This window comes from Haloarcula sp. H-hyl6 (genome assembly GCF_056934455.1).
The window spans coordinates 262,186-282,999 of the sequence record NZ_JBRIIK010000005.1; the positions used below are offsets into that span (position 1 = coordinate 262,186).

19 protein-coding genes and 1 pseudogene are annotated in these 20,814 nt (G+C 57.2%); 7 read left to right on the plus strand and 13 right to left on the minus strand.

Features of this window, described 5'->3' with window-relative positions:
* Window positions 1–8 precede the first annotated feature (8 nt).
* Window positions 9–696: pseudogene (locus tag Hhyl6_RS23570) on the minus strand (SOS response-associated peptidase).
* A gap of 364 nt (window positions 697–1,060) precedes the next feature.
* Here Hhyl6_RS23570 and Hhyl6_RS23575 point away from each other — a divergent pair.
* Window positions 1,061–1,999, plus strand: a complete 939-nt coding sequence (locus tag Hhyl6_RS23575) for an alpha/beta hydrolase (RefSeq protein WP_483741633.1) — start codon at window positions 1,061–1,063, stop codon at window positions 1,997–1,999.
* A 271-nt stretch (window positions 2,000–2,270) separates the two neighbouring features.
* Here the strand turns inward: Hhyl6_RS23575 and Hhyl6_RS23580 are convergent, their stop codons facing one another.
* The 3 genes from Hhyl6_RS23580 to Hhyl6_RS23590 form a co-directional block, all read right to left on the minus strand.
* Window positions 2,271–2,747, minus strand: coding sequence for a YbaK/EbsC family protein (locus tag Hhyl6_RS23580; RefSeq protein WP_483741634.1), 477 nt, complete (start codon window positions 2,745–2,747; stop codon window positions 2,271–2,273).
* Between the two features lie 115 nt (window positions 2,748–2,862).
* Complete coding sequence (locus Hhyl6_RS23585) at window positions 2,863–3,702, minus strand: IS5 family transposase (protein ID WP_483741635.1); 840 nt, start codon at window positions 3,700–3,702, stop codon at window positions 2,863–2,865.
* 146 nt (window positions 3,703–3,848) lie between these two features.
* A complete protein-coding gene (locus tag Hhyl6_RS23590; protein WP_483741667.1) occupies window positions 3,849–4,079 on the minus strand; it encodes a hypothetical protein in 231 nt (76 codons plus the stop codon).
* Window positions 4,080–4,423: 344 nt separating this feature from the next.
* On the opposite strand from Hhyl6_RS23590, the gene Hhyl6_RS23595 reads away from it, so the two are divergent.
* Window positions 4,424–4,756: a hypothetical protein gene (locus Hhyl6_RS23595; protein WP_483741636.1), complete on the plus strand. Its 333-nt coding sequence runs from the start codon at window positions 4,424–4,426 to the stop codon at window positions 4,754–4,756.
* A 613-nt stretch (window positions 4,757–5,369) separates the two neighbouring features.
* Here Hhyl6_RS23595 and Hhyl6_RS23600 read toward each other — a convergent pair.
* From Hhyl6_RS23600 to Hhyl6_RS23630, 7 genes are all read right to left on the minus strand, one after another.
* Window positions 5,370–6,572, minus strand: coding sequence for a GAF domain-containing sensor histidine kinase (locus Hhyl6_RS23600; protein ID WP_483741637.1), 1,203 nt, complete (start codon window positions 6,570–6,572; stop codon window positions 5,370–5,372).
* Between the two features lie 1,344 nt (window positions 6,573–7,916).
* Window positions 7,917–8,279, minus strand: coding sequence for a DUF6788 family protein (locus tag Hhyl6_RS23605; protein ID WP_483741638.1), 363 nt, complete (start codon window positions 8,277–8,279; stop codon window positions 7,917–7,919).
* Window positions 8,280–8,527: 248 nt separating this feature from the next.
* The gene (locus Hhyl6_RS23610) at window positions 8,528–9,130 is read right to left on the minus strand and encodes a hypothetical protein (RefSeq protein ID WP_483741639.1); all 603 of its coding nucleotides are present in this window, start codon (window positions 9,128–9,130) and stop codon (window positions 8,528–8,530) included.
* Window positions 9,131–9,274: 144 nt separating this feature from the next.
* Window positions 9,275–9,454 (minus strand): hypothetical protein, encoded by a 180-nt coding sequence (locus Hhyl6_RS23615; protein ID WP_483741668.1) that lies wholly within the window; start codon window positions 9,452–9,454, stop codon window positions 9,275–9,277.
* Window positions 9,455–10,000: 546 nt separating this feature from the next.
* On the minus strand, window positions 10,001–10,165 hold the full coding sequence (locus tag Hhyl6_RS23620) for a hypothetical protein (protein ID WP_483741640.1): 165 nt from the start codon (window positions 10,163–10,165) through the stop codon (window positions 10,001–10,003).
* Window positions 10,166–11,435: 1,270 nt separating this feature from the next.
* On the minus strand, window positions 11,436–11,708 hold the full coding sequence (locus tag Hhyl6_RS23625) for a hypothetical protein (RefSeq protein WP_483741641.1): 273 nt from the start codon (window positions 11,706–11,708) through the stop codon (window positions 11,436–11,438).
* A gap of 241 nt (window positions 11,709–11,949) precedes the next feature.
* Window positions 11,950–12,135 carry a hypothetical protein gene (locus Hhyl6_RS23630; RefSeq protein WP_483741642.1) on the minus strand — a complete coding sequence of 62 codons (186 nt, stop codon included), beginning with the start codon at window positions 12,133–12,135 and terminating at the stop codon, window positions 11,950–11,952.
* Between the two features lie 1,236 nt (window positions 12,136–13,371).
* Here Hhyl6_RS23630 and Hhyl6_RS23635 point away from each other — a divergent pair.
* The 3 genes from Hhyl6_RS23635 (at window position 13,372) to Hhyl6_RS23645 (ending at window position 15,094) form a co-directional block, all read left to right on the plus strand.
* Complete coding sequence (locus Hhyl6_RS23635) at window positions 13,372–13,545, plus strand: hypothetical protein (RefSeq protein ID WP_483741643.1); 174 nt, start codon at window positions 13,372–13,374, stop codon at window positions 13,543–13,545.
* A gap of 88 nt (window positions 13,546–13,633) precedes the next feature.
* Complete coding sequence (locus Hhyl6_RS23640; RefSeq protein WP_483741644.1) at window positions 13,634–14,257, plus strand: DUF7998 family protein; 624 nt, start codon at window positions 13,634–13,636, stop codon at window positions 14,255–14,257.
* 126 nt (window positions 14,258–14,383) lie between these two features.
* Complete coding sequence (locus Hhyl6_RS23645) at window positions 14,384–15,094, plus strand: helix-turn-helix domain-containing protein (protein WP_483741645.1); 711 nt, start codon at window positions 14,384–14,386, stop codon at window positions 15,092–15,094.
* Here the strand turns inward: Hhyl6_RS23645 and Hhyl6_RS23650 are convergent.
* On the minus strand, window positions 15,091–15,441 hold the full coding sequence (locus tag Hhyl6_RS23650; RefSeq protein ID WP_483741646.1) for a DUF8134 family protein: 351 nt from the start codon (window positions 15,439–15,441) through the stop codon (window positions 15,091–15,093). The genes Hhyl6_RS23645 and Hhyl6_RS23650 overlap by 4 nt on opposite strands.
* 408 nt (window positions 15,442–15,849) lie before the next feature.
* Here Hhyl6_RS23650 and Hhyl6_RS23655 point away from each other — a divergent pair, with 408 nt between their 5' ends.
* Window positions 15,850–17,025: a trans-sulfuration enzyme family protein gene (locus Hhyl6_RS23655; RefSeq protein ID WP_483741647.1), complete on the plus strand. Its 1,176-nt coding sequence runs from the start codon at window positions 15,850–15,852 to the stop codon at window positions 17,023–17,025.
* Window positions 17,026–17,089: 64 nt separating this feature from the next.
* Here Hhyl6_RS23655 and Hhyl6_RS23660 read toward each other — a convergent pair whose 3' ends face one another.
* A complete protein-coding gene (locus Hhyl6_RS23660; RefSeq protein ID WP_483741648.1) occupies window positions 17,090–18,808 on the minus strand; it encodes a cbb3-type cytochrome c oxidase subunit I in 1,719 nt (572 codons plus the stop codon).
* Between the two features lie 460 nt (window positions 18,809–19,268).
* Here Hhyl6_RS23660 and Hhyl6_RS23665 point away from each other — a divergent pair, with 460 nt between their 5' ends.
* On the plus strand, window positions 19,269–20,669 hold the full coding sequence (locus Hhyl6_RS23665; RefSeq protein ID WP_483741649.1) for an RNA-guided endonuclease InsQ/TnpB family protein: 1,401 nt from the start codon (window positions 19,269–19,271) through the stop codon (window positions 20,667–20,669).
* Window positions 20,670–20,814 lie beyond the last annotated feature (145 nt).

Genomic DNA, 20,814 nt, shown 5'->3' on the forward strand with positions numbered 1-20,814 from the left:
GTCAGCTATCAGGAACTGAACTCGCCGAGACCCGATTGCTCGGGGTCCAGCAGTTCGATGACCTGCGGATCGTCGTTTCCGGGGTTGTTGACCCGCGTCGAAATCTCGTAGGCGTCCAGATCGTCCTTCAGATACGGCTGGCACAGTTCCTTGCGGGTGTCCGGATCTGCGGCGAGCCAGTCGGACTCCGCGTCCTGCGAGAGGACGACCGGCATCCGGTCGTAGATTGAGTTCATCAAGTTGTTTGGCTCCGTCGTGAGAATCGTGACACACGAGATCGTCTCATCCTCACCTTCCCAGACGTCCCAGAGGCCGGCCATCGCGAAGACAGGGTCGTCCTCGCGAAAAATCTGGTAGGGCTGTTTTGTCCCGCCATTCGGTGATTTCCACTCGTAGAACCCCGACGAGAGGACAAGACAGGGACGAGATTCCCACGCCCGCTCGAAGACGGGGTTCTCGTCGGCAGTCTCGGAGCGAGCGTTGATGATGCCCTCCTCGGGCTCATCCGCCCAGAACGGAATCAGCCCCCCAGTGGTAGGCGTCGATCTCGTCTGGAGCCTCGTTCGTGATGATGTAGAGGTCCTCGCCAGGCGCGATGTTGTATCGGGGTGTGTACCCGCCGTCCGTGACGACCTCGGCGTCGAAGCAAGCCTCGAGGTCAGCCTGGTCGATGAAGAGCGAGTTTCGGCCACACATACCTAGGAGTTCGGAGGGAGGCATCTTCAACGTGGGCGCACAGCCCCTCATCCCGTCGACATTCTTAACCAACATATTGTCCCGAGGAACCGGGATTGTTGGTTAATCATGGCAGCGATCGACGGGCCAAGCTCTGGAAAACAGCCGGATGTCGACGTCGCAGATAGTGCGTGCCCGACAGGTGAATAGTGGTCAAAAGGAGCGAAGAATCTCCTAAAGACAGACGGTACACCTAAACGAACGACAGAAGAGACTACACCAACTAGCTCAATTCGAGACCTCCCCACTGCTAACCGTCAGAATCGACATCAAGAGCCACTAGCAAATAAACACACTTATTTTTCAACTAGGTCATTCTCAGAAAATGGCACGAGAGCTTCACCCTAAAATCAGCGCACTTTTGACTGATCTTGAAGAACAGAATGTGCCAGATTTCGCCGATCTGTCTGTTGATCAAGCCAGAAGACTACATAGCGAACTATCAGCTTTCGAAAATCCAGATTGGGATCCGATTGATCGGATCCGCGACTTGAAAGTTTCTGGACCAAACGGACCAGTTCCGATTCGCGTGTACGAACCCAATACGGCTGGTCCCCGGCCACTGTTCATTTATTACCACGGTGGGGGATGGGTGTTCGAAACTACTGGCGACCACGATCAAGTGTGCCGTGCAATCGCGAACGCTGGAAATTGTACTGTTGTCTCAGTTGATTACCGGGTGGCGCCGGAGCACCCATTCCCCACACCCTTTCAAGACTGCTACGCTGCGACGGAATGGGCAGCATCACACCCAGAGATACTTACTGCGGACCCTGATCGGCTCGTGGTCGGCGGGGATAGTGCCGGCGGGAACCTCGCTGCGGCCGTGTGCCTGCGTGCTCGTGACGTCAACGGTCCCGAAATTGCTCACCAGTTTCTCATGTATCCAGTCTTGGATCGCGATTTCACGACTGAATCCTACGAAGAAAATGCCGAGGGATATCTACTCACACGAGCCGCGATGCAGTGGTTCTGGGACCACTATCTAGAAACACCACTCGACGGAAAGAACCCATATGTATCACCACTACAAGCACGAAACGTTGCGGAACTACCTCCAGCAACAATAGTCGCGGCAGAGTTCGATCCTCTTCGGGACGAGGATGCCGCATATGCTGACCGGCTTTCAGAAGCGGGTGTGTCGGTCGATTACCGTCACCATGGGGACATGATTCACGGGTTTGCCCTAAATCTCATGGAGCCCGAACTCGAAGCCGCCCGCGACGAAATTGCTCAGATTGGTGAAATCGTTCAATCACTGTAGCAGATATAGGCCGACCATATTCGACTTGAACGCAACATTACGATCTTGACTGTGTAGCTGCTACTCTGCGAGACGCGCTCTGTGTTCAGCACACTGCTACTGACAACGACTGGATGGGGTAGTCCAAGTCACAACAATAGATGAATCCGGGTCAGCCAGCTCGCGGTACCCCATTGTAGGTGGTAACTCAGCTCGCAGCTGGGTCGGCCTTAATTGGAATTGAGGGACGCCAACGCGAATGCTATCGGCGCAGTCGGTGGCCTTCCGAGGCCTACTCGGCGACGTCCAGCACAGTCGCCTCCGACAACTCCTGAATGCGAGATGGTGCGATCGGGAAGACCGCCTCAGGTGTGCCAGCCGCTGCCCAGACGGTGTCGAACTCTGTCAGAGTCTTGTCAAACAGGACGGGAACCGTGGCGTCGTGACAGAACGGGGGTACGCCGCCAATTGACCAACCGATCCGGTCTTTGACCTTCCTAGCATCGGCCATCGATACCGGTTCTTCCGGGACGTCAAAATGGGCGGCGACCTTCGACTCGCTTACACGGTTGGCGCCACTTGTCACGACCACCACTAGGTCGTCGTCAACGGACATGACGATGCTGCTGGCAATCTGGGCGAGTTCACAGCCGATCGCTCCGGCTGCGTCGGCGGCCGTCTTGGTTCCTTCGGGGAACTCGTGGACATCGATCTCCACTCCGTACTGCTCGCGGGCTCGATCGACGAACCCCTCGGCACTTGGGTGCATGCGTGCTTTATCATTACTCCGGACAAAAACTCCTCTGGAGCCGCCGGGCAATCACCCCGGTGTCGACCCTTCGTTCTGGAATCACATCCTCTGGGCGTTGTTTAGACGCCAGCGTTCAGCGGTCAGTCACCTCGATTGCGCGTTCGATGTTTCGCACCGCTGATTTCATGACAAGTTCGCGGAATTGACCGAACCACGTTCTCGCCCATAGCGTCTCACCATATCGTTGCCGCAATCCGAAAAACACGGACTCAGCATTGGAACGCTGATTATACGCCCGATCATGGATGAGTGAGTTTCTCGCCCATCCTCGGAAACCTGGGCCGCGTTGCGGAATCAGCGGTGTGATACTTTCAGCATGCATTCTCGTGCGAAGTGCTTCCCAGTCGTATCCTTTATCCGCCGCTACAGCCGTCAGATCGTCAAGATTCCGCACCAACACCTGCCAACCGACCTGTGTATCGTGCGGTTGTTTCATCGAACAGTGTATATCTAGAATCGCACTTGTTTCACAATCGACGAGCAGCGTGGTCTTCACCGCCTCGAACGTGTAATCCGTCCGTTTCGCGTAGTGCTGGCTCGCTTGGACACGATCCACGCCAGTTGCGTCGATTGCCTGTACATCTCCGAGTTCGTACAGTTCGACCGACGCGTCGAGGATTGCTCGCCACCGCTTCATCGGAATCGCTTGCTTCCGCGCACAGATCGTGGAGAAGTGAGGAAGCGTCTCAACCGTTAAATCGAGTGATTCTGCAACTCTCGGCATTTCTCGCAGAACATCCATCAGCTTCCTGTAATCGTGATTGAGATACTCTTTGAACCCCTGAACGGCGAGAATCACCCAGTCGGCATACCCGTCTTTTCCGGGTCGGTATGCCGGAGCTGGCTCACCAGCGACGGCTTTTTTGGCGAGCGATACAACTGTCTCTGCGAAGCGGGAGGCCTTGGTTTGCACACCCAATCTGTCCCGCTTCAGTTCCTAGTAAATTTGGTACTTCTTCGAAGCTACTAGTATGCGATACTAGTGGAACATCTCCTCAGACTGATCGAGTCTAACCGTCTAAACAAGGCCCATCCTCTGTATTCATCACAACCAATCTATCAGTCACAGGATGCCATGAGTGGCAAATATATGGAGAAGTCTGCTACCACATATGACGGTTTGACCCAATCGGACGCACGGTCGTCGGCCTCGATGGCGACTATCACGTCGTCGGCGCTTCGTGAAATCCGGGTTACCGTGCCGACAAACGCGCCGAGTGGACCCATACCGTCAGTCCAGTCAACGTGTACTCGGTCGCCGTCGTCGAACGCGTACTGTTCGAAACTGATGTCTTGATGATTACGCACTGGTGGTGTCTCCACTCTCAAAGGGAGGCACAAACTCGACGGATACAGGTGGCTAACCAACAGACTATATTTAATCGATAGTTGTTGGTTAGCATAATACCGACCCAGCGTCCCTGACACTCAGCGTTTGATGAATCGGAAACGGTGGCGAGCAAATTCTCCAAATCACACTATGGGCAGGAGGTCGAAAAGCCGTGGATTGCTGCCGTATCGACGAAATACCCTCTCAACGATGCCTCCCCGCGCTAACGCTGGCTTGCCCTGTCGCGCCGGTTAGCGTCGAGCGTGAACATCCAGACCGAGAGCTAGCGACGTTCGGCGACGCCATGGACGTGTTCAACGATGCCAATCCTGATGAGTGGCGACGAGTCAGAAACCCGGTCCTTCCAGAGCGACTGTTTGGCGCTAAGATACCTGATGGCGACACTGCAACTCTCGTCGTTCTCGACGTCGACGAGACGGCGACCGGCCTCGGACTCCGAGCAGACGGAGAACTGGTGCCCCCCAGTAACGACCGGAAGACAACCATCGGGGCCAACGATCCGACCTCCGGGGCCTCAACATCTCTGGTGGTGCCCGCACACTGTACGACTGTCTCCTCGCCCACAGCGGGGTGGTCACCCTCCGAAGCCGTTGGCTGGGCGGCCACCGACGGCTGAGAGTGTCTCGAGGTATCCCGGCGCACAAACTCGAAGCGGATCGACGAACTCACCGACGCCGGCGCGCTCGCCGAGGGAGCGTATCGCCAAGATTCTGGACCTTGTTATCAGATATCTTATAAATATTTCACAGCCCCGATCTGGCCCTCTCGGTACCGGGTTCGACCCAGACTGATCCCAGTTCGGAGCGACCTTTGATACAGAGGTTAGCGTCCCTTCTCAAATTTTCTATTCAAAGCACCCCAAAGCTGTGCAATCTGGTGGTTACTCACCTGATCCGAAGCGAAGTAGGTTCGATCCACTCTGTCTTATCCGCGCCGGGTTACTCGCCGCGACAGCGGAGAGACACGCGACTGTGGCCCGACACCTCTAAACACGCGAACGAAGCAAGATATCCCATATTTCTAATATAATTGTTACATCTCGATAACGGGGTGTGGCGAGGGTCCGCCGACCCCACCTCGACGACGCCGACAGACGACGTCCATCGAGACGATCGTGTCGGCAACGACGTCGACGAAGCGGTGACGCGAGTTTAACACCGTGCGCGGTTCGTACAGTACAGAGGGTATATGGTGTAATTCGGCTGGAATTGGCCGTTAGATTTAAAACATCAGTCTCCCCTCTTTTCCGATTCGGCGTTCATCAGCTTTCGGTTCAGCTCCGGGCGTGGCACCGTAACGCTAATCGACGTTCCCGCCTCCGAAACGGTGGTTTCGATGGTCCCGTCGTGGGTATCGATTGCCCACCGGGCGATCCATAGTCCCACGCCGCTTCCGTGGCACAGGGCTGTCTCGGTCCCACCCTTCAGTACCTGCTGGTCGTGCTCGGACAGCCCCGGCCCATCGTCGCTGATGGTAACCGTTACTGAATCGGGCAACTCCTCAACCGTGACCGTACAGGTTGGGTTGTCACCGCAGTGTTTGGCCGCATTTTCGAATAACTCTCGGACAGCGATTTTCAGCGATGGGTAGGCGAGCAGTTGCAGATCATCGGGCACCGTCATGGAGAAGTCGGCGGACGGGTGGTTCCGTTCAACCGCTGCGAGGCTCTCGCGTAGCAGGTCCGGTATCGACTGCCGTTCGAGTTCGTAGTCCGTCTCCGCCAGCTTTTGTAAGTCCCGTGCCTTCTCGGCTAGAGCGATGATTCTGTCGAGGGCTGCGTTGAGTCGTGCCGTGTTGGTAGAAACTCCGTCAAGTTGACCAGCGGCGAGGTCGACGCATCCACGGAGGACTGTCAATTCATTGCTAATATTGTGGCGTAGAACTCGAGTGAGAATACCTGTCAGCATCTGGTAACTGTCCAGCGCGAGGGCCTGCTCTTGCAACCGGAACTCGGTTTCGAGCGTCGTGGCAAGCCAGTCGACAAACTCCAGTTCGGCGTCGGTGAACGGTTCCGAGCGGGCACCCTGGTCGACAAAGCAAAGCGTCCCGCTCAGTCGTCCGCCAGGTTCGAAGGGGACACCGATGTAACACTCCAGCTCGTGGGTCTGGTAGGCAACGTCGTCCACCCAGCCCTGTGTCGTAGCGTTGTGGAGAGCGAGCGGTGTCTGGTAATCGAGCGTCCGGCGACAAAACGTGGTCCCGAGATCGGCTTCAAGACCGGGGGGATACAGGCCATTCGGCGAGTCAGTGCTGGCAACGACCTCCCAGTAATCGAGTTCCGAGAGAATACGAGTGATATGACCGTGCTCAACGTCGAGGGCAGCGGCACCGATATCCAGCACCTGATCGGCCTTTGTAACGAAATCGGCCTCCGATTGAACGACGTCAGTGACCTCAGAAAGAACTGTATCCCATTCAACCGTGGCTGACATACCTAAACATCAGTTGTCACGAACTAAAATGTGTGTATATATAGTGACAATTGCGATACGTAGACGCCCACTGTCGTTTGACTCAGGCGGCACGCACGGACCGTACGCTGTATTCAGCACGGTGCTCCAGAAATTATCATAGCATGATAGAATCAGTGGCTCACAGTTTGCATGTTCTCTCTACCGGCTACTTCGACAGTGTCTCCGTAAAACTAGCCTCCGTCGCATGTGGTCTCCCCGCAATCGGTAGCAACTGTTAGCAGCGCAATCGAGACAACGGCCCCATGGGCCTCACAAACAGCCTACTCGCAGGAGTGGCGACACCGAAGCATACTGTGAAGCGATGCGCGACCAGTACGAGGGGTGGCGACACCGAAGCATACTGTGAAGCGATGCGCGACCAGTACGAGGGGCGGCTACTCCTCGGCGGCGTAGCGACCGACATCCCCCCACGGGAGAGCCTCAACTTCCATCGGGGTGTCCACGTTCAAGCGGTTTACGAGGTGTCCCAGCGCTATCTGTTCGGCGGGACGTATGACTGGAACGGCCGCTGTACGACGACGTCGACAACGGCGACCAGGATACCGCCAACCCGCGACCGGCGAGTATGGTGTGTGGTACTCCCAAGACGGGGCTCCCAGAAACTGATGCATCGCTCTCCTCGTCGACAGTACCATCGTCTCGGCCGGCGGGGTGTCCATCGTCTTGGAGAGGGGGTGTCCGACTGTCGTGATGACCTCGGGGTGTCCGATCGTGCTGGCGAGTGGAGAAGTGTCTGACGTCGCGTTGGCGAGGACGTCAACGGCGTCAACGACAGCCTCCTCGTCACCGACTGTGGTGCGTCGCTACTCAGCAGTAGGTAGCGAACCCGGGTATCTGGTGGGCCCTGACGGCGAAGGCGTCTATCGATGCGTCGTCCAGGTGCCACAGCCGCCGGTCGGCGCTGGTCTCGGAGGGGGGGTTCTCTCGATGGCGGCGACGAGCGCTGGTCGGGGTATCGGTAGCGGCGTGGCCTCGATCACGTCAGTCGGCGACATCGTCTGCCATCTCTATCTCCTCGGTTGATGCGACGGTGGTCGTGAGTGTCGGTCAGCCCGTCTCTGACTGTCTGAGTGTCGTACCATCATTTAGTGACAATGTCTCCAATCGGCGTGACTGACAGTTCGGTTTCACTCGGGAGCGGGTGTGTCTCGTCCCGGCTCTGTCGGGTGTAGTATAGACATCGTATGGTGGAACCGACGGCACGCGACTGTCTCAATCAGATAGGCGTTCGAGCAGTCCGGGCATTCTGGGATGACACAATAAGGAAGGTATGTACGCTGTCTGTTCGTACCCACGCTTCGTTCAGGCTGGATTGACTGGCCCCACATACTGACTCCTGACAGTCCCATCGTCCCGCCATTGCAGGTAGTAGTAGTCACGGCCATCGATCGTCTTCGTTGTGAGCGTTCCTTTGGTTGGCGGAAGCGCCGCTTTCTCACGCGCCGCTTGGAGTTGGTCTGTCCACTCATCGTCGGTCCATTCATCCGGTGTTTCAGCAGTTTCGGTCGGCTGGTCCGCTGCGCTTACTGCGTCGAATTCGTCGAGAAGAGTTTCCACGTAATCGACTGCCTGATCGTAGGTTGTGGCCGCTGCTTCGTCCAGTGATGTTCTGTCTACTTCGTGGAGTTCCGTAAGTGCCGCCTCGACATGGGAACGGTCGCTCATCTGCTAACCAACATGGAGTGCTATTTCCTTGACAATGTTGGTTAGCTCAGGTCGGCATCAGACCGCTGCCAGACCATGTCGCTTTCAGGCGATTGCGGGCACGAAAGACAGTGGTGACCGCTATCTCGAGTTTCCGCGTATATCCCGAGTCTGACCGCTAGCCAGCGTATATTGCGGACTCGGTGCAGTACGACAACGCGCGGTGAGAATGCCGAATAGCAGCGCACTGTGGGTGGCTGTGCGTACCGTTACTGTTCTATTGGTGCAGTCTCCTCGAAACAGTCGTTCTCGAGAAGCCATGTTCGGAGGTCGGCATACACGTCACTGCAGTCGTTTCGGGTTGGTTCTGGTGCGATGAGTGTCTCCCAGTTGCCGACGAGGACGAGGTATTTTTTCGCGCGGGTGAGAGCGACGTTGAGGCGCCGCGGGCCGACATCGGGGAGTGTCTCAGCATCCTCCTGCTGGTCGGGATCAGCCTCCAGTTGTTGCGCTTTGGCGATGGCGCTCTTGGCGACCTCGTGGGTCTGTGCTTGTTGGGCTTCGACGTCGTCGAGGCGGCTCTCGGCTTCGGTGGCCTTGCCCACAGCCGTCGTCGCGATGTCGTGCGTGTGTTCCTGCTGGGCTTCAGGCTCGTCGATGCGTTCTTGGAGGGGTTCGACCGTTGTGAGGAGCCCTTCAAGAACACTGGAAACGAGGGGTGCGGTCTCGTCCTCGAGCTGCCCGACCATGTCCTGAAACGTCTCGGTGTCCGGCGCGTCGTCGCCGAAATCCATTTCGAGGTGGGCGGCCAGTTGGTCATCGGTGGCTGTGCTGTCAGTGCCGCTCTCGTCGGTGTCGATAGTTCGTGGCATGCTGACCACAGGGCCCGTCCCGGAATCGAACCGGAGTGACCGACCACGCGGGCTAGGCGTCGCTGGCGGTCAACAGCAGCTGGTCGCTACGCGTGGCACACTGGACACGAGAGAGGGTGTCCGAGAGGGCATCGCGGCCCGTCATCATTCGACCACCGTCTGGCGTTCGATGACGACGTCGTGGCCGTACGCCCCACAGCGGTACTGCTCGTAGAGGTTCTCGACAGCGGCGAACTCACTCGTCCACTCAGTGTAGTGGACGAGGTCGCCGACGCAGTACCGCAGGCGCCACTGGGCGGCCTGTGCGGGTGTGTGTCGTGGCAGTACTACTGGTGGGGGCTGGCTAGCCCATTATCAACTACCCTCGTCGATTCGACGCCACTGGCCGGGTAGTGGGCGCCACCACGACACGACTCGCGGCGGTCGAGACGTGAGCGGCGCCGATGTGGTCAGTCCGATATCAGTTCCAGAATATTCATAAGACGAGTGAATGATTAAACACCCGCCGGCAGTCGTGCTGTCAGAGGCACTCGCGGCGACGGGCAGTCCAGCGTGGCGGCGCTGCGGCGCCGTCAGCTGGCGCAATATTGTACGGCTATCCACAGATATACGTATGCGAATACTAGACGCACAACTACAGCTCCGACCACTGCCGTGCCTCTGACAGTCGTCGCTCGTGGGGATCGGTTTCTGTCGTCGAGCGACAGCCAGCGGCCGCGTGTGGAGCGTCAGTTCACACCCGCTGTTGGCGACCAGCCCGGCCTGTCTGGGCCCTCGCGATGCCGGCAGTCGTCCCGGAGAACACAACCTGGCATGCGAGTCACATCGCGCTGGCTGGCAGTCGGCAACACCTGGTGACGCTGGCAGTCGCTAATTATCCCCGCTCATCACGCGCCGCTGGCGGGAGTCATCGGCTGTCGCCACGAGCACGACCTCGGTGACAGCGTCGCTTTCGACGGTGGCGACGACGAGTAACGGCTGGACGCCGACAAGGCCGGGCAGGCCGACGACTGCGTCGACGTCGGGGGCCGTCATGCCGGACCATCACCCAGTCGGTCGGCAGCCCCGTCCCTAAAGATGGACGCGCTTTTCACCTCCACCCCATGAGCATGGAGTGGGCCTCGGGCCATCCGGACCTGTCTGGGCAGATACGATATCACACCCACACCCGAGGTCCGTTCTGCGGGACTGTGACCCGGCAGCGCCCTGGATGGACTGATCAATCCGAGCGCCAGCCACAGCGGCTGGACTGTTCCAGGAGATTCCCGTGTCCAATTCAAGAGTCGCTGGTGCAGTCAGCCCGACCTGTGTGGCATCGTCGAGACCATGCATGCACACGCTGTCGCCAACGCCGGACGACCGCCCTCCAGTGGGGCCGCGTGCCACAGCAGGCACACACCCCCACCGCCCGGGCGCGCGACGACCCCGCTGTCACAAATCACGCCGACAAGCGAGCGAGGACAGTGGGATCCTGTTCCCCACCCACGGGTCGTTGGCGTGGCATCGACCCCGGTGCAACCGTGGCTGCATCATTAGTAGGCGGTTGCTTCCAGCGGGACGCTATCCGTCCCTAACCACCGTTACTGACGATGGCTAGGCAGCGACGCCTGCTCGGGGCGCTCGATATCACAGGACGGGCCGGCCGTCACGACGACAGATGTGGCCACGCGCCAATTGCTCGCCAGCAGCGGCCCTCCAGTTACCGACTGTATACTTACCAGGTTTGTCGACGTGATGACACACGGGGCCCCGGTCTACAGCCGGCGCCCTGCACCGGCGTCTGCGTCTTGGCACGTCCGCATACCATCGACTGTGTGCCCCTGTCTGGCGGCCGTCCGAGGATCGGCCCCTCCCCGGGCGGCCATCCCGCCGTTCCTGCGACCCACACACCTCTCCGACAGGCGTGTCGGTGCGCCGTGTCTGTAGGTAGGTGGTATGAGCCTTCGTTCTGTCACCATCGCCACTCTCTGGCTGAAGAGTGCCAGCTGTCTGCTGGTGGCGCCGAATCGGATGCCGGCCGCGAGCCCTACTCAAACTAGTTACCGATGCATACATTACAACTCGCCAACTTATTCTCTCACTGCGGGTTTCCGCACTGTCAGAGGTAGTGGTGATCGGCCTCGGTCCCCACGTCCGGCGGTTTGGTACTCCCACCAGACTATCGAGAATGTTACTCCAACACCTACATTTATTCCAGCCGCACCCATCTTTGCTAGCACGGCCCTGACTGGTCTGATGCCTCTGACAGCCTATGGCAGTCAGGGCCACTCCTGCCTGCGCGTCAGACCGAGCAGTCCGGCGCGAGTCATTCTTCATCCTCCCGGAGTGGATAGCCATCGATACCGGGGCCCTCGAACTGTCGACACTCGTCCCAGGGGACACAGAACCTTGCCAGCCCTGTAGCGCGCCGGACCGCGATCGTCACGTCCTCTCGGTGGAGGTGATCATCAACCGAGGCATGCAGCCGCCAGATGGTCTCCTCGGCATCGTCGACGCGAGTGACGAGCAGTCGTGGGGCACAGTCGAGTTCGGTGAAGGCGACAACTTCGCCAACGGCAGGACACCGCGTGTTCGTCATGGGTGGCTCACCTCCCGAGCGAGAGCGAGGGTGGCATCTCCAGTAACCCGCGTGCATGAGCAGGACGTCGTTGGCGTCTGGGTGCTGGCAAGCGATCACACCTGACCTGTCGACCGCCGGCGCGGGGACCCACCGTCTCCGTTGGTGTGCGGCCGTCGTGGGTTGGACCGTGTGGCCATGGCCGAGCGGCGATAGGGCGGGGACAGAGGAAATGATTGACAGCCGATAGTTTCGGCCACAATCATCGTGGCTCCTCCTGATTGGTGGTGGACTGCGTAGAGAGGCCGACGGTGAAATCGGAGGCGAGCCACTGGTTGGGGTTGGCCTTGTTGAAGATGACAAAGCTGACGTCGGCCGACAACGCGGGACGGTCGAGTTGGAGCAGGCACCCTGCCAGACGCTCTGCGAGTGGTGTGGGCACCTCCATCGAACGCGTGGGTGGGACGTTGGCCCGTACGTCGGTGGTTCACTGGTCAGCAATCTTGTGCGAGGTGTCGAGACGTAAGCTGTACCGTGGAAGGTCGGAAACAGGTGCGGCGGGCTACTCGGACTCTCGATGCCACCGTGTCGCCACGCGGCTGTCGCCGTCGTCGCCCCGGGAGCGAGTCAGAGCGATGCGTGAACGCGCGACGCCGTGTTGCGTGGGTCCGAGAGCGTCCTGGCCGAGGTACTGCGTGAATTGGCGTTGGCCAGGGTGACATTGCGGCCGACGTCGGCGCAGGCCGGGCACCAGCACAGGATGGCGACAGCGAGAGTCTGAGACATCACTAACCAACAAACGGTGCGTATCCGGTCGATTATTGGTTAGTTGGTTCGTCCAGCCGTTTGCAGTACGTCGTTGATTGCTCGGAATATCGCCTGAGGCAGGCGCTCAGTAGCTGTGCGTAGTTATCGCCTCAGGACCGGTACACCCGCCGTACAACTACTAAATTGGTACGTGACCAGCTACACACGGGACATTCGGTAGTAGTCGGTGAATTTGATGATATCACAGCTACATTCATCAATAAGTGCTGCTTGAATCGGGGCAACAGTAACCGTTGATTGGTTCCGCTCTTCCGCCAAAACAAGCGTTTCTTGGACTACGTCCCCGATCTCATCGAAGTGACATACTGATGCCGTTTCTGGGATCTCCGATACCGATTCGAAAGCTACTTGGGCTAAATTGGCTGCCATTGTCTATCACGCTGTATTCGCCGGCCCATACAGTCGCTTGTCGCGAAGATATTCACTCTCGCCTTGACTTTCGAGAGGGTACACTCTGGTATGGAGGTGCCGGATGGGGATGTAAGCCGAATTTATTCGGACGAATACTTTCATCTCAGAATGTTCTCAAACGTACCATGCGAGGAGTGTCCGCTGGACTAGACCATTTCGGAATTCTACTCGGCGTAATCTGTGCCATCGGCGGGTTTGTTGTTCAGGGGTTAGAGAATAGTGCTCTCTGGGTGTTTATTGGATATTTTCTCGGGAAAGCGATTCAGAGCACGTACTGGACTATCGCAGGCGAGCAAACGATGTCGTAGGAAGCAGCGATGTCAATCCCTCCTCAAAACCCCGATTCTGAACCGGTCACAGACCGCGTTCACAACAAACCCTAACCTACGAACCTCGAAAACCGGAGATCGACTGTGCACTAGCTATCTGCTAGGCAATCGACTCAGTGGAATACACAACTAAAGGAAACCACGTCAATGAGGCGACCCACGAGAATCACAGGTATCCATCGGACTACCTCTTTTTGATGCTGGACGACGAGTTTGGCGTGGAAGACTTCAAGTGGGAGTACGTCGACCAGTGTGGTTGTAGAAAATTTGCCATTTGCGTTCACGTCTAGCGGGGGAGCGCACAGGTCTACCCCGTGATAGGACACTACGAATATCTTTGGCAATAGTGGTACGCCACCTGATTCCGTAGAGAGGTGTATGCCAAGCTTTCCGTCGCCGTTCGGTCGGGACGATGACTCTCTATTCGATAACTACGACGAGTTCGTGCCGGACAATGTGCCGATGCCTGGTGCGTTTCTCGACCGGCACGACGTACTCGTCGGAATCGATCACGTCACGTTTCACCGGCTGACGCGTGACCTCTTCGAGGAGCGGAAGGTCTACGATATGACCTTCAATTACAACCTCGCACGATTGAATTTGGACACCCGCCACAAGAACGCGGGCTACCGCTATGCCGTTGAGCGGGACGATGCTACGGATGTCATCACGGGCGACAGTGTCGATCGTGTCCTCCGGGCAGAATTCACGCCGACGACCCCGTTCTGCCCGCAGACGCACACGCTGACAATAGGGTCGTTCCGAGCATGGAATGGACTCATCGACCGTCACGAGTATGATCTCATCCGAGTTCGTGCCGCCCCCATGCACCACCAGAGCGACGCGATCAACGACCAGCTTGTGGAACTCGAGAAAAAGTACATAGAGACGGGAAATGTGTCAGCCGATCCCAAGAACAGTGCCGAGGTCGGGTCGAATCCGATGGAGCGTGCGATGCAGAATGAAAGAGCAAGTCGTGGGTCTCCGGATTCTTCGTTCTAAATTAGATTCGTGTCCATCGAGTGCGTGATGAATATCTCGCTTCTAGCTTAGTCTTCAACCCTGTCCGAAGATGTTCACGCCAACATACTTTTAGGTCCCCCTAAAATATGGGTTGAGAGCAATCCAGTGAAGTTCGGTCAGGACCCGATCGAGCAACCAAACTCCAATACCACCATGCCCTATGCAAAATTCACGATCACGATTCCAGAGTCAGTCTGGATACGCGAGCTGTCACAGACGTACCCCGACACGGCGTTTCGAGTACTTGCGGCAACCGCGAACACCAACACTGGCGTCGCCCGGATCGAGATTCTCGGCGAGGACCCCGAGACTGTCTGTAAAGAGATACGTGAATACGATTCGGTGACTGATCTGACGGTCTTCGAGAGTGAACCGAGCATCAGTCGAATTCAGGTCGAGACGACGGTGCCACTGTTGTTGATGTCAGTACAGGACTCGGGCGTTCCTCTCGAGATGCCCTTCGAGGTCCAAGACGGGGAGATGTCACTCGAAGCGACCATACCGCAACAGACACTATCGGAACTGGGGGACACGCTCGACAGGTTCGGTATACAGTACACCGTCGAACGGATTCAGCAAGAGGTAGAATCAGATTCACTTCTGACCGAGCGGCAAGAATGGTTACTCGACAATGCGATCAAACACGGCTACTACGACACGCCGCGGCGAACAACTCTCGTTGACCTCGCCGACGAGTTGGATATCGCGCAGTCGACCTGTAGCGAGATTCTCCACCGTGCGGAAGAGCAAGTGCTGAAGCAATATCGACGCAGTGATCGGATGAATAAATCCGAACTCTCAGTCACATCTGATTAGCCCGTGTCGATCGACGACAGAGAGAGATCTTGAATCGCGTTCTGATCAGTCTGGTAGAACTCCCGGTTGCCAACAGCTACAATGTGCCCTAATGTGAGCCAGGGGGTGGTCCCTTCGGTCCCACACTGGATACACCGACCAGCGAGTCGCGCCTCGATACTGGTCCCGTCGACACCGATCTCAGCGAAGCCTTCGGCGAGAAAGTCGGTCACTTTGCACTCACAGAACCCAGGATCTCTGAACCGCCAGAGATTACTAACGCCGAGTTTCCGCGTTCCGTCGACGCTCAGCCAGGCTCCCCTGTCGACGTGGCGAACTGATGTCGGCACTGAGGGTCCTATGCCCACCTAAACCCTGTCCATATCGCCGAGCACAATATTGACCGGTATGACGTACACAAATCTAGCGCGTCCACCATCAGGAACGGGAGTATGTCAACTCCCGCTCTACTACTGGTCTGTACAAGAAGATGACGTATCCCGTCTCGAACGACGTTAGTTCGATGGTCCGTTCAGTCGTGAATCCGTATGTGGTCGAGGCGAACGTCGATTTAACACCCGTTCCTAGTTGGATCGTTTATTTAGACGTCCAGTCACGCCTCTAACGACTCATTGTCAAATTCGCTCTCCACGTTAGGAACCGGCAACGATCTTCGAACCTGCATTAAGCTGAACACCATCTGTTCAAGGGTTGACGATAGGTAACTGACACTCTTGGTTCGTTTTTTGGTGTGCGGAACGATCGGATAGGCACGTATGGACGATTCGAGCTACCACATCGAAACTGTCGCCACTCGATATGACCAGCAAGGGAGAGGCACCACAGGTTCTGGCGACGTGGTCTCACCAATCCACCTCACCACCACCCACGAAATGCGTGCTCCCGGTGATGCAGACCACGGGTACAAGTACACCCGTTTCGGCAATCCGACGCGTGACGTGCTCGAAGATCGGCTTGCACGACTCAGCGGTGCCGAACACGCCATAGCGTGTGCGTCAGGAACGGCTGCGATGGCTGCGACCTGTCTGTCGGTCGTCGAGGCGGGCGACCACGTCGTTGCATTCGATGGCATCTACGGTGGGACGCGTTTACTCTTCGAGGAGTTGTTGGGTGATTCACTCAGCGTCACCATTGATTACGTCGATGCGACGGATGTAGATGCCGTCAGCGAGGCAGTCACCGACGAGACGACGCTCATCTGGATGGAGTCGCCGACGAACCCGTTACTGCGGCTCTGTGATCTCTCGGCTGTAGCCGATATCGCAGCGACTGCCGGGGCAACCTACGTCGTCGACAATACGTTCGCGACGCCGTACTTCCAGCGCCCACTCGAGCACGGGGCAGATCTCGTCGTCCACAGCACAACGAAGTACCTCAACGGACACAGTGATTCGATGGGTGGCGTAGTTCTAACCGACGATGATACACTTGCCGATGCCGTGAATCACACACAGGCGTATGATCTCGGCGGAACGCTCGCCCCCTTCGACTGTTACTTGGCGCTCCGTGGACTCCGGACGTTTCCGCTCCGGATGGAACGGCACGAAACGAATGCCGCGGAAATCGCAACGTACCTCGACAATCATCCCGCGACGGTGCAGGTCACCTACCCTGGATTAGAGAATTACCCCCAGCATGATCTCGCAAAGCAACAGATGGACGGTTTCGGCGGCATCGTCTCATTCGAACTGGACGCGACCGGCGCTGAGACGCGTGCCGTCCTCGAGGAACTCGACGTGTTCACGCTGGCGGTCAGCCTCGGTGGAACAGAATCGCTCGCGGACCACCCCGCAACGATGTCCGCGTCTTATCTCTCCGACGAGGAACGGGCATCCGCAGGGATACTAGACTCACTGGTCCGGATTCCCATTGGTATCGAGCACGTTGAGGACCTGATCAGGGATCTCGAAACGGCACTCGCGAAATTGTGAACTCTCGCACGTGAGTTCGGCTCGCAATCGAATCAGAAGACGCCGGAATTTGACTATCAGATATCTATTCAATATTACCTGATGATGTGGTTTCTTCGCCACCATCCGAAAGCGTCGGGAGTTTCTCCTGTTCGAACCACGCAAACTCTCGTGTGAACTGCTCCTGATCTTTGAGATTCCACGGATCAGCCGCAGTCACTTGTGGCCCTTCGAGCCATGAGACGACGATATTCCAGACAAATATGAGCTGCCCAATAGCTAATAACACGACACCGACTGTGGCAAGCTGATGCAAGAGCGAGAACAGCTCCAACGGACCGGCAGTAACGCTATAGGTTGCATACCGGCGCGGCATCCCGGCATATCCTAGGAGAACCATCGGGAAGAAGGTAATATTGGTCCCGATAAGGGTCAACCAGAAATGCCAGCGAGCCAGCGATCGCTGGTACCACCGACCAGTATACAGTGGGAACCAATAGTAGATACCTGCAAAGACGGCGAAGGCGATACCGCCCATAATCACGTAATGGAAGTGCGCCACTACGTGGTAGGTGTCATGGAGAATTAGGTCAACGGGAATAGCTGCCTCAAAAACACCAGTCACACCCCCAATGATGAAGTTCCCGACAAAGCCGACACAGAACAGAAATGGCACAGTCGTACGGAGACTGCCGTTCCACATCGTTGCCATCCAATTAAACGTCTTGACGGCACTCGGGATAGCGATGGCGATTGAGACGGCCATGAACGACGCTCGAAGCCGTGGATCCATCCCTGTCGCGAACATGTGGTGAGCCCAGACGCCGAACGAGAGGACTCCAAGCGCGAGTGTGGAATATACCACGAACTTGAATCCGAACAACTTTCGACCACAGAATTTCGGTAAGATGTAGCTGATCAGGCCCATCGGCGGCAATACGAGAATATAGACCTCTGGGTGACCGAAGAACCAGAACAAATGTTGCCACAGAAGCGGCCCACCCCCTTCGACAGCAAAGAACGTTGTACCGAGATTCCTGTCCAGAAGCAACATCACGAGGGCACTACCGAGAAGCGGGAACGCGAAGAGAATCTGTGCTGACTGTACGAGGACTGTCCAAGAGAAGATGTCCAGGTTCGCCCAGGTCACCTCCTCGCTGCGTTCTGTGAAGATTGTCGCGATGAAATTTATTGCGCCCATCGTTGCCGCGACGCCCGAGAGATGTAACCCCAAGAGCATCAGGTCTACCGCAGGATTCGACTGTTCTACCGAGAGGGGTGTATAGATCGTCCATGCAGTCTGGGCGGGTTCGATATTTTCAAGAAATGGCGCTCCAAGAATGCCACCCCAGATGAGGAGGGCTGCAGCAGGTAGCAGCCAAAAGGCGATAGCATTGATCCGAGGAAATGCCATATCATCCGCCCCAATGAGTAGTGGGATAAAGTAGTTCGAAAACGCCGCTAATATCGGTGTCCCGAACAGGAACAACATCGTGATTCCGTGGGTCGTCAACAAACCGTTGTAGAGCGTCGTACTGAGGAAATCCTGTGCCGGGTAAAGCAGTTCTAGTCGCATCAGGACGACAGCGATGCCACCCCAAGCAAATGAAACGACCGCAAATACCCCGTAGAGAATACCGATATCTTTGTGGTCGACAGTCGTCAGCCAACGAACGAGTCCACTCGGTTTTTCCGCATGTGTGTGGCCGGTCGTGGTATGACTACTCCCGACCGCTGGTGTATAGGAGCGCCAGTTCTCGACGCGGCTAAGACTGGCGGCCACACCAACCGTGAGTACTGCCATCAGTACCGTTCCGACAAGTGATCCAACAGAGACCATATTGGGGGTTTTCTTAGGATCTCTGTTTGAGACTTGTCCGGAACATATTCGCGTCGTTCTCTTCCTGTTCTCATGCGACTGAGTGACACTGACTGTAGCGAACCTTGATCGCCGCTTAGCTACACACACTCGCGAAGAGCGCGGCTGGGACATCGGCCCGCCCGTCGGCGGCTCACTGGTCAACGACCTCGTTCGGGTGTCGAGATATGATCTGCATTGTCGAAGAGCAAAAAGAGGATTCGGCGGGCTGCACGGACAATTCGCGATTTGGTGGCGACCGAGGCCGCAGCGCCGTTACGGAATTCAGAGGAGAAAGCCTCGCGCTTTAGCGCGGGGATGAATCCGACATGATATGCAGCAAACCACCAGACACAGACTCCCTGTAATCCTTATGTTTAAGTGACAAGATATGCTTTCATTTGGTGTGAGCGACCGGCCACAACGAACGAACACGTATAATGCTGAACCGGTCAGTGACCGGTATCGGGAATGCCTGTTCGAGTGGCTGGCCGCACACGCCCCGCTCTGGAACCAGATCACCTACCGCCGCCGTCAACAATACTTCGACGAAGATGGTGACGTGTGGGACGCCGAGTACACCGACCTGTACAATAAGTACGCACCGCTGCTCGGCAAAGCAACGTGCCAGCAACTCGCCCGGAAAAACAGTGAAGCCTGGCGCAGTCACTTCGAACTGCTTTCACTGTACCGTGACGAGTCGAACCAAGCTGTGACGGAGACACCATCACCACCCGGCTATTGGGGGAATCGTGACGACGGCTACGAGTTGCACGGCCTCGTCCGGAACGATCTCTACACGTTCGATTGGGACGCGACAACGAGTATACTCGAATTCGGCGTTGGTGATGTCCTTGAAGACCGGTACGACTTCGAGTACAACGAGCGCGTGACGCTCGAAGTACGTGGAAACCCGCAGTGGCGTGGCAGCGACAGTCGATTAGAGCTCATCTACGATGAGCACACTGACCAGCTTCGTGTCCAGCATCCTGTCCGCATTCAGTCAGACGATCTCCGCGAACAGCGGCAGGCTGCATTCACTCATACACTCGACACCGAGAACACGACGCGGTCAGCCGCTATCGACGTCGGCGCAAACAACACGCTCGCGGTCGTCACCGAAACCGGTGACACCGCCGTATATCATGCCCGCCCCGAGTTTGAACGGTTCCAGCAATTGTCCGAACGGATTGCTGAATTGCAGTCCGAACTGCCGGACGACCGGTACACGAGTAAACGGATTCAACGCTTGTACGATGAACGCAGTCGGAAGCGTGACCATGCACGAGACGCAGCCGTGAAACTCGCCGCTGAATGGCTACTTGAACGGAACGTCGATGCCGTGTACGTTGGTAATCTCACTAACGTCTTGGAGACGCACTGGTCTGCGGACGTAAACGAGAAAACGCACGCGTTCTGGTCGCACCGGCAACTCGTCGAGCGGATCATACTCACACTCGGTGATGTTGGCATCACCGTGACGGAGACTAGTGAATACGATTCAAGTAGTACGTGTCCAGCGTGTAGGGGTGATGCGGTCACTCGGAACGGTGATTCATTCCGATGTGACGCGTGCGGCTTGGAGGCGCACAGTGATGTCGTGGGGGCGTGGAATATCTTGCAGTCTGAAGTAGGGCCGATGGCTCGGCCTGCTGCCCTGTCTGCTGAACGCGGTAGGGACGTACCCGCTAATGGGGCGTACTGGCAGTGGAATGAACACGAGTGGACACTCGCCGATTATGGGGAACAGTCGTGGTCACTCGACCAACCCAGCATCAGCAAACCCGCAAGTTCACAGCCGGGGTAACCGACTGACTGGATTACCCACGGAGGAATCCTCGCCGTTCACAGTAGTTGCCGAATCAGATTGTTCTCGGAAGTGAATCACGCGATTCGATCGGTCTCGCGGTGAGTTTCGGTTCATTTCTCGACGAACTCTGTGGGGACCGAGC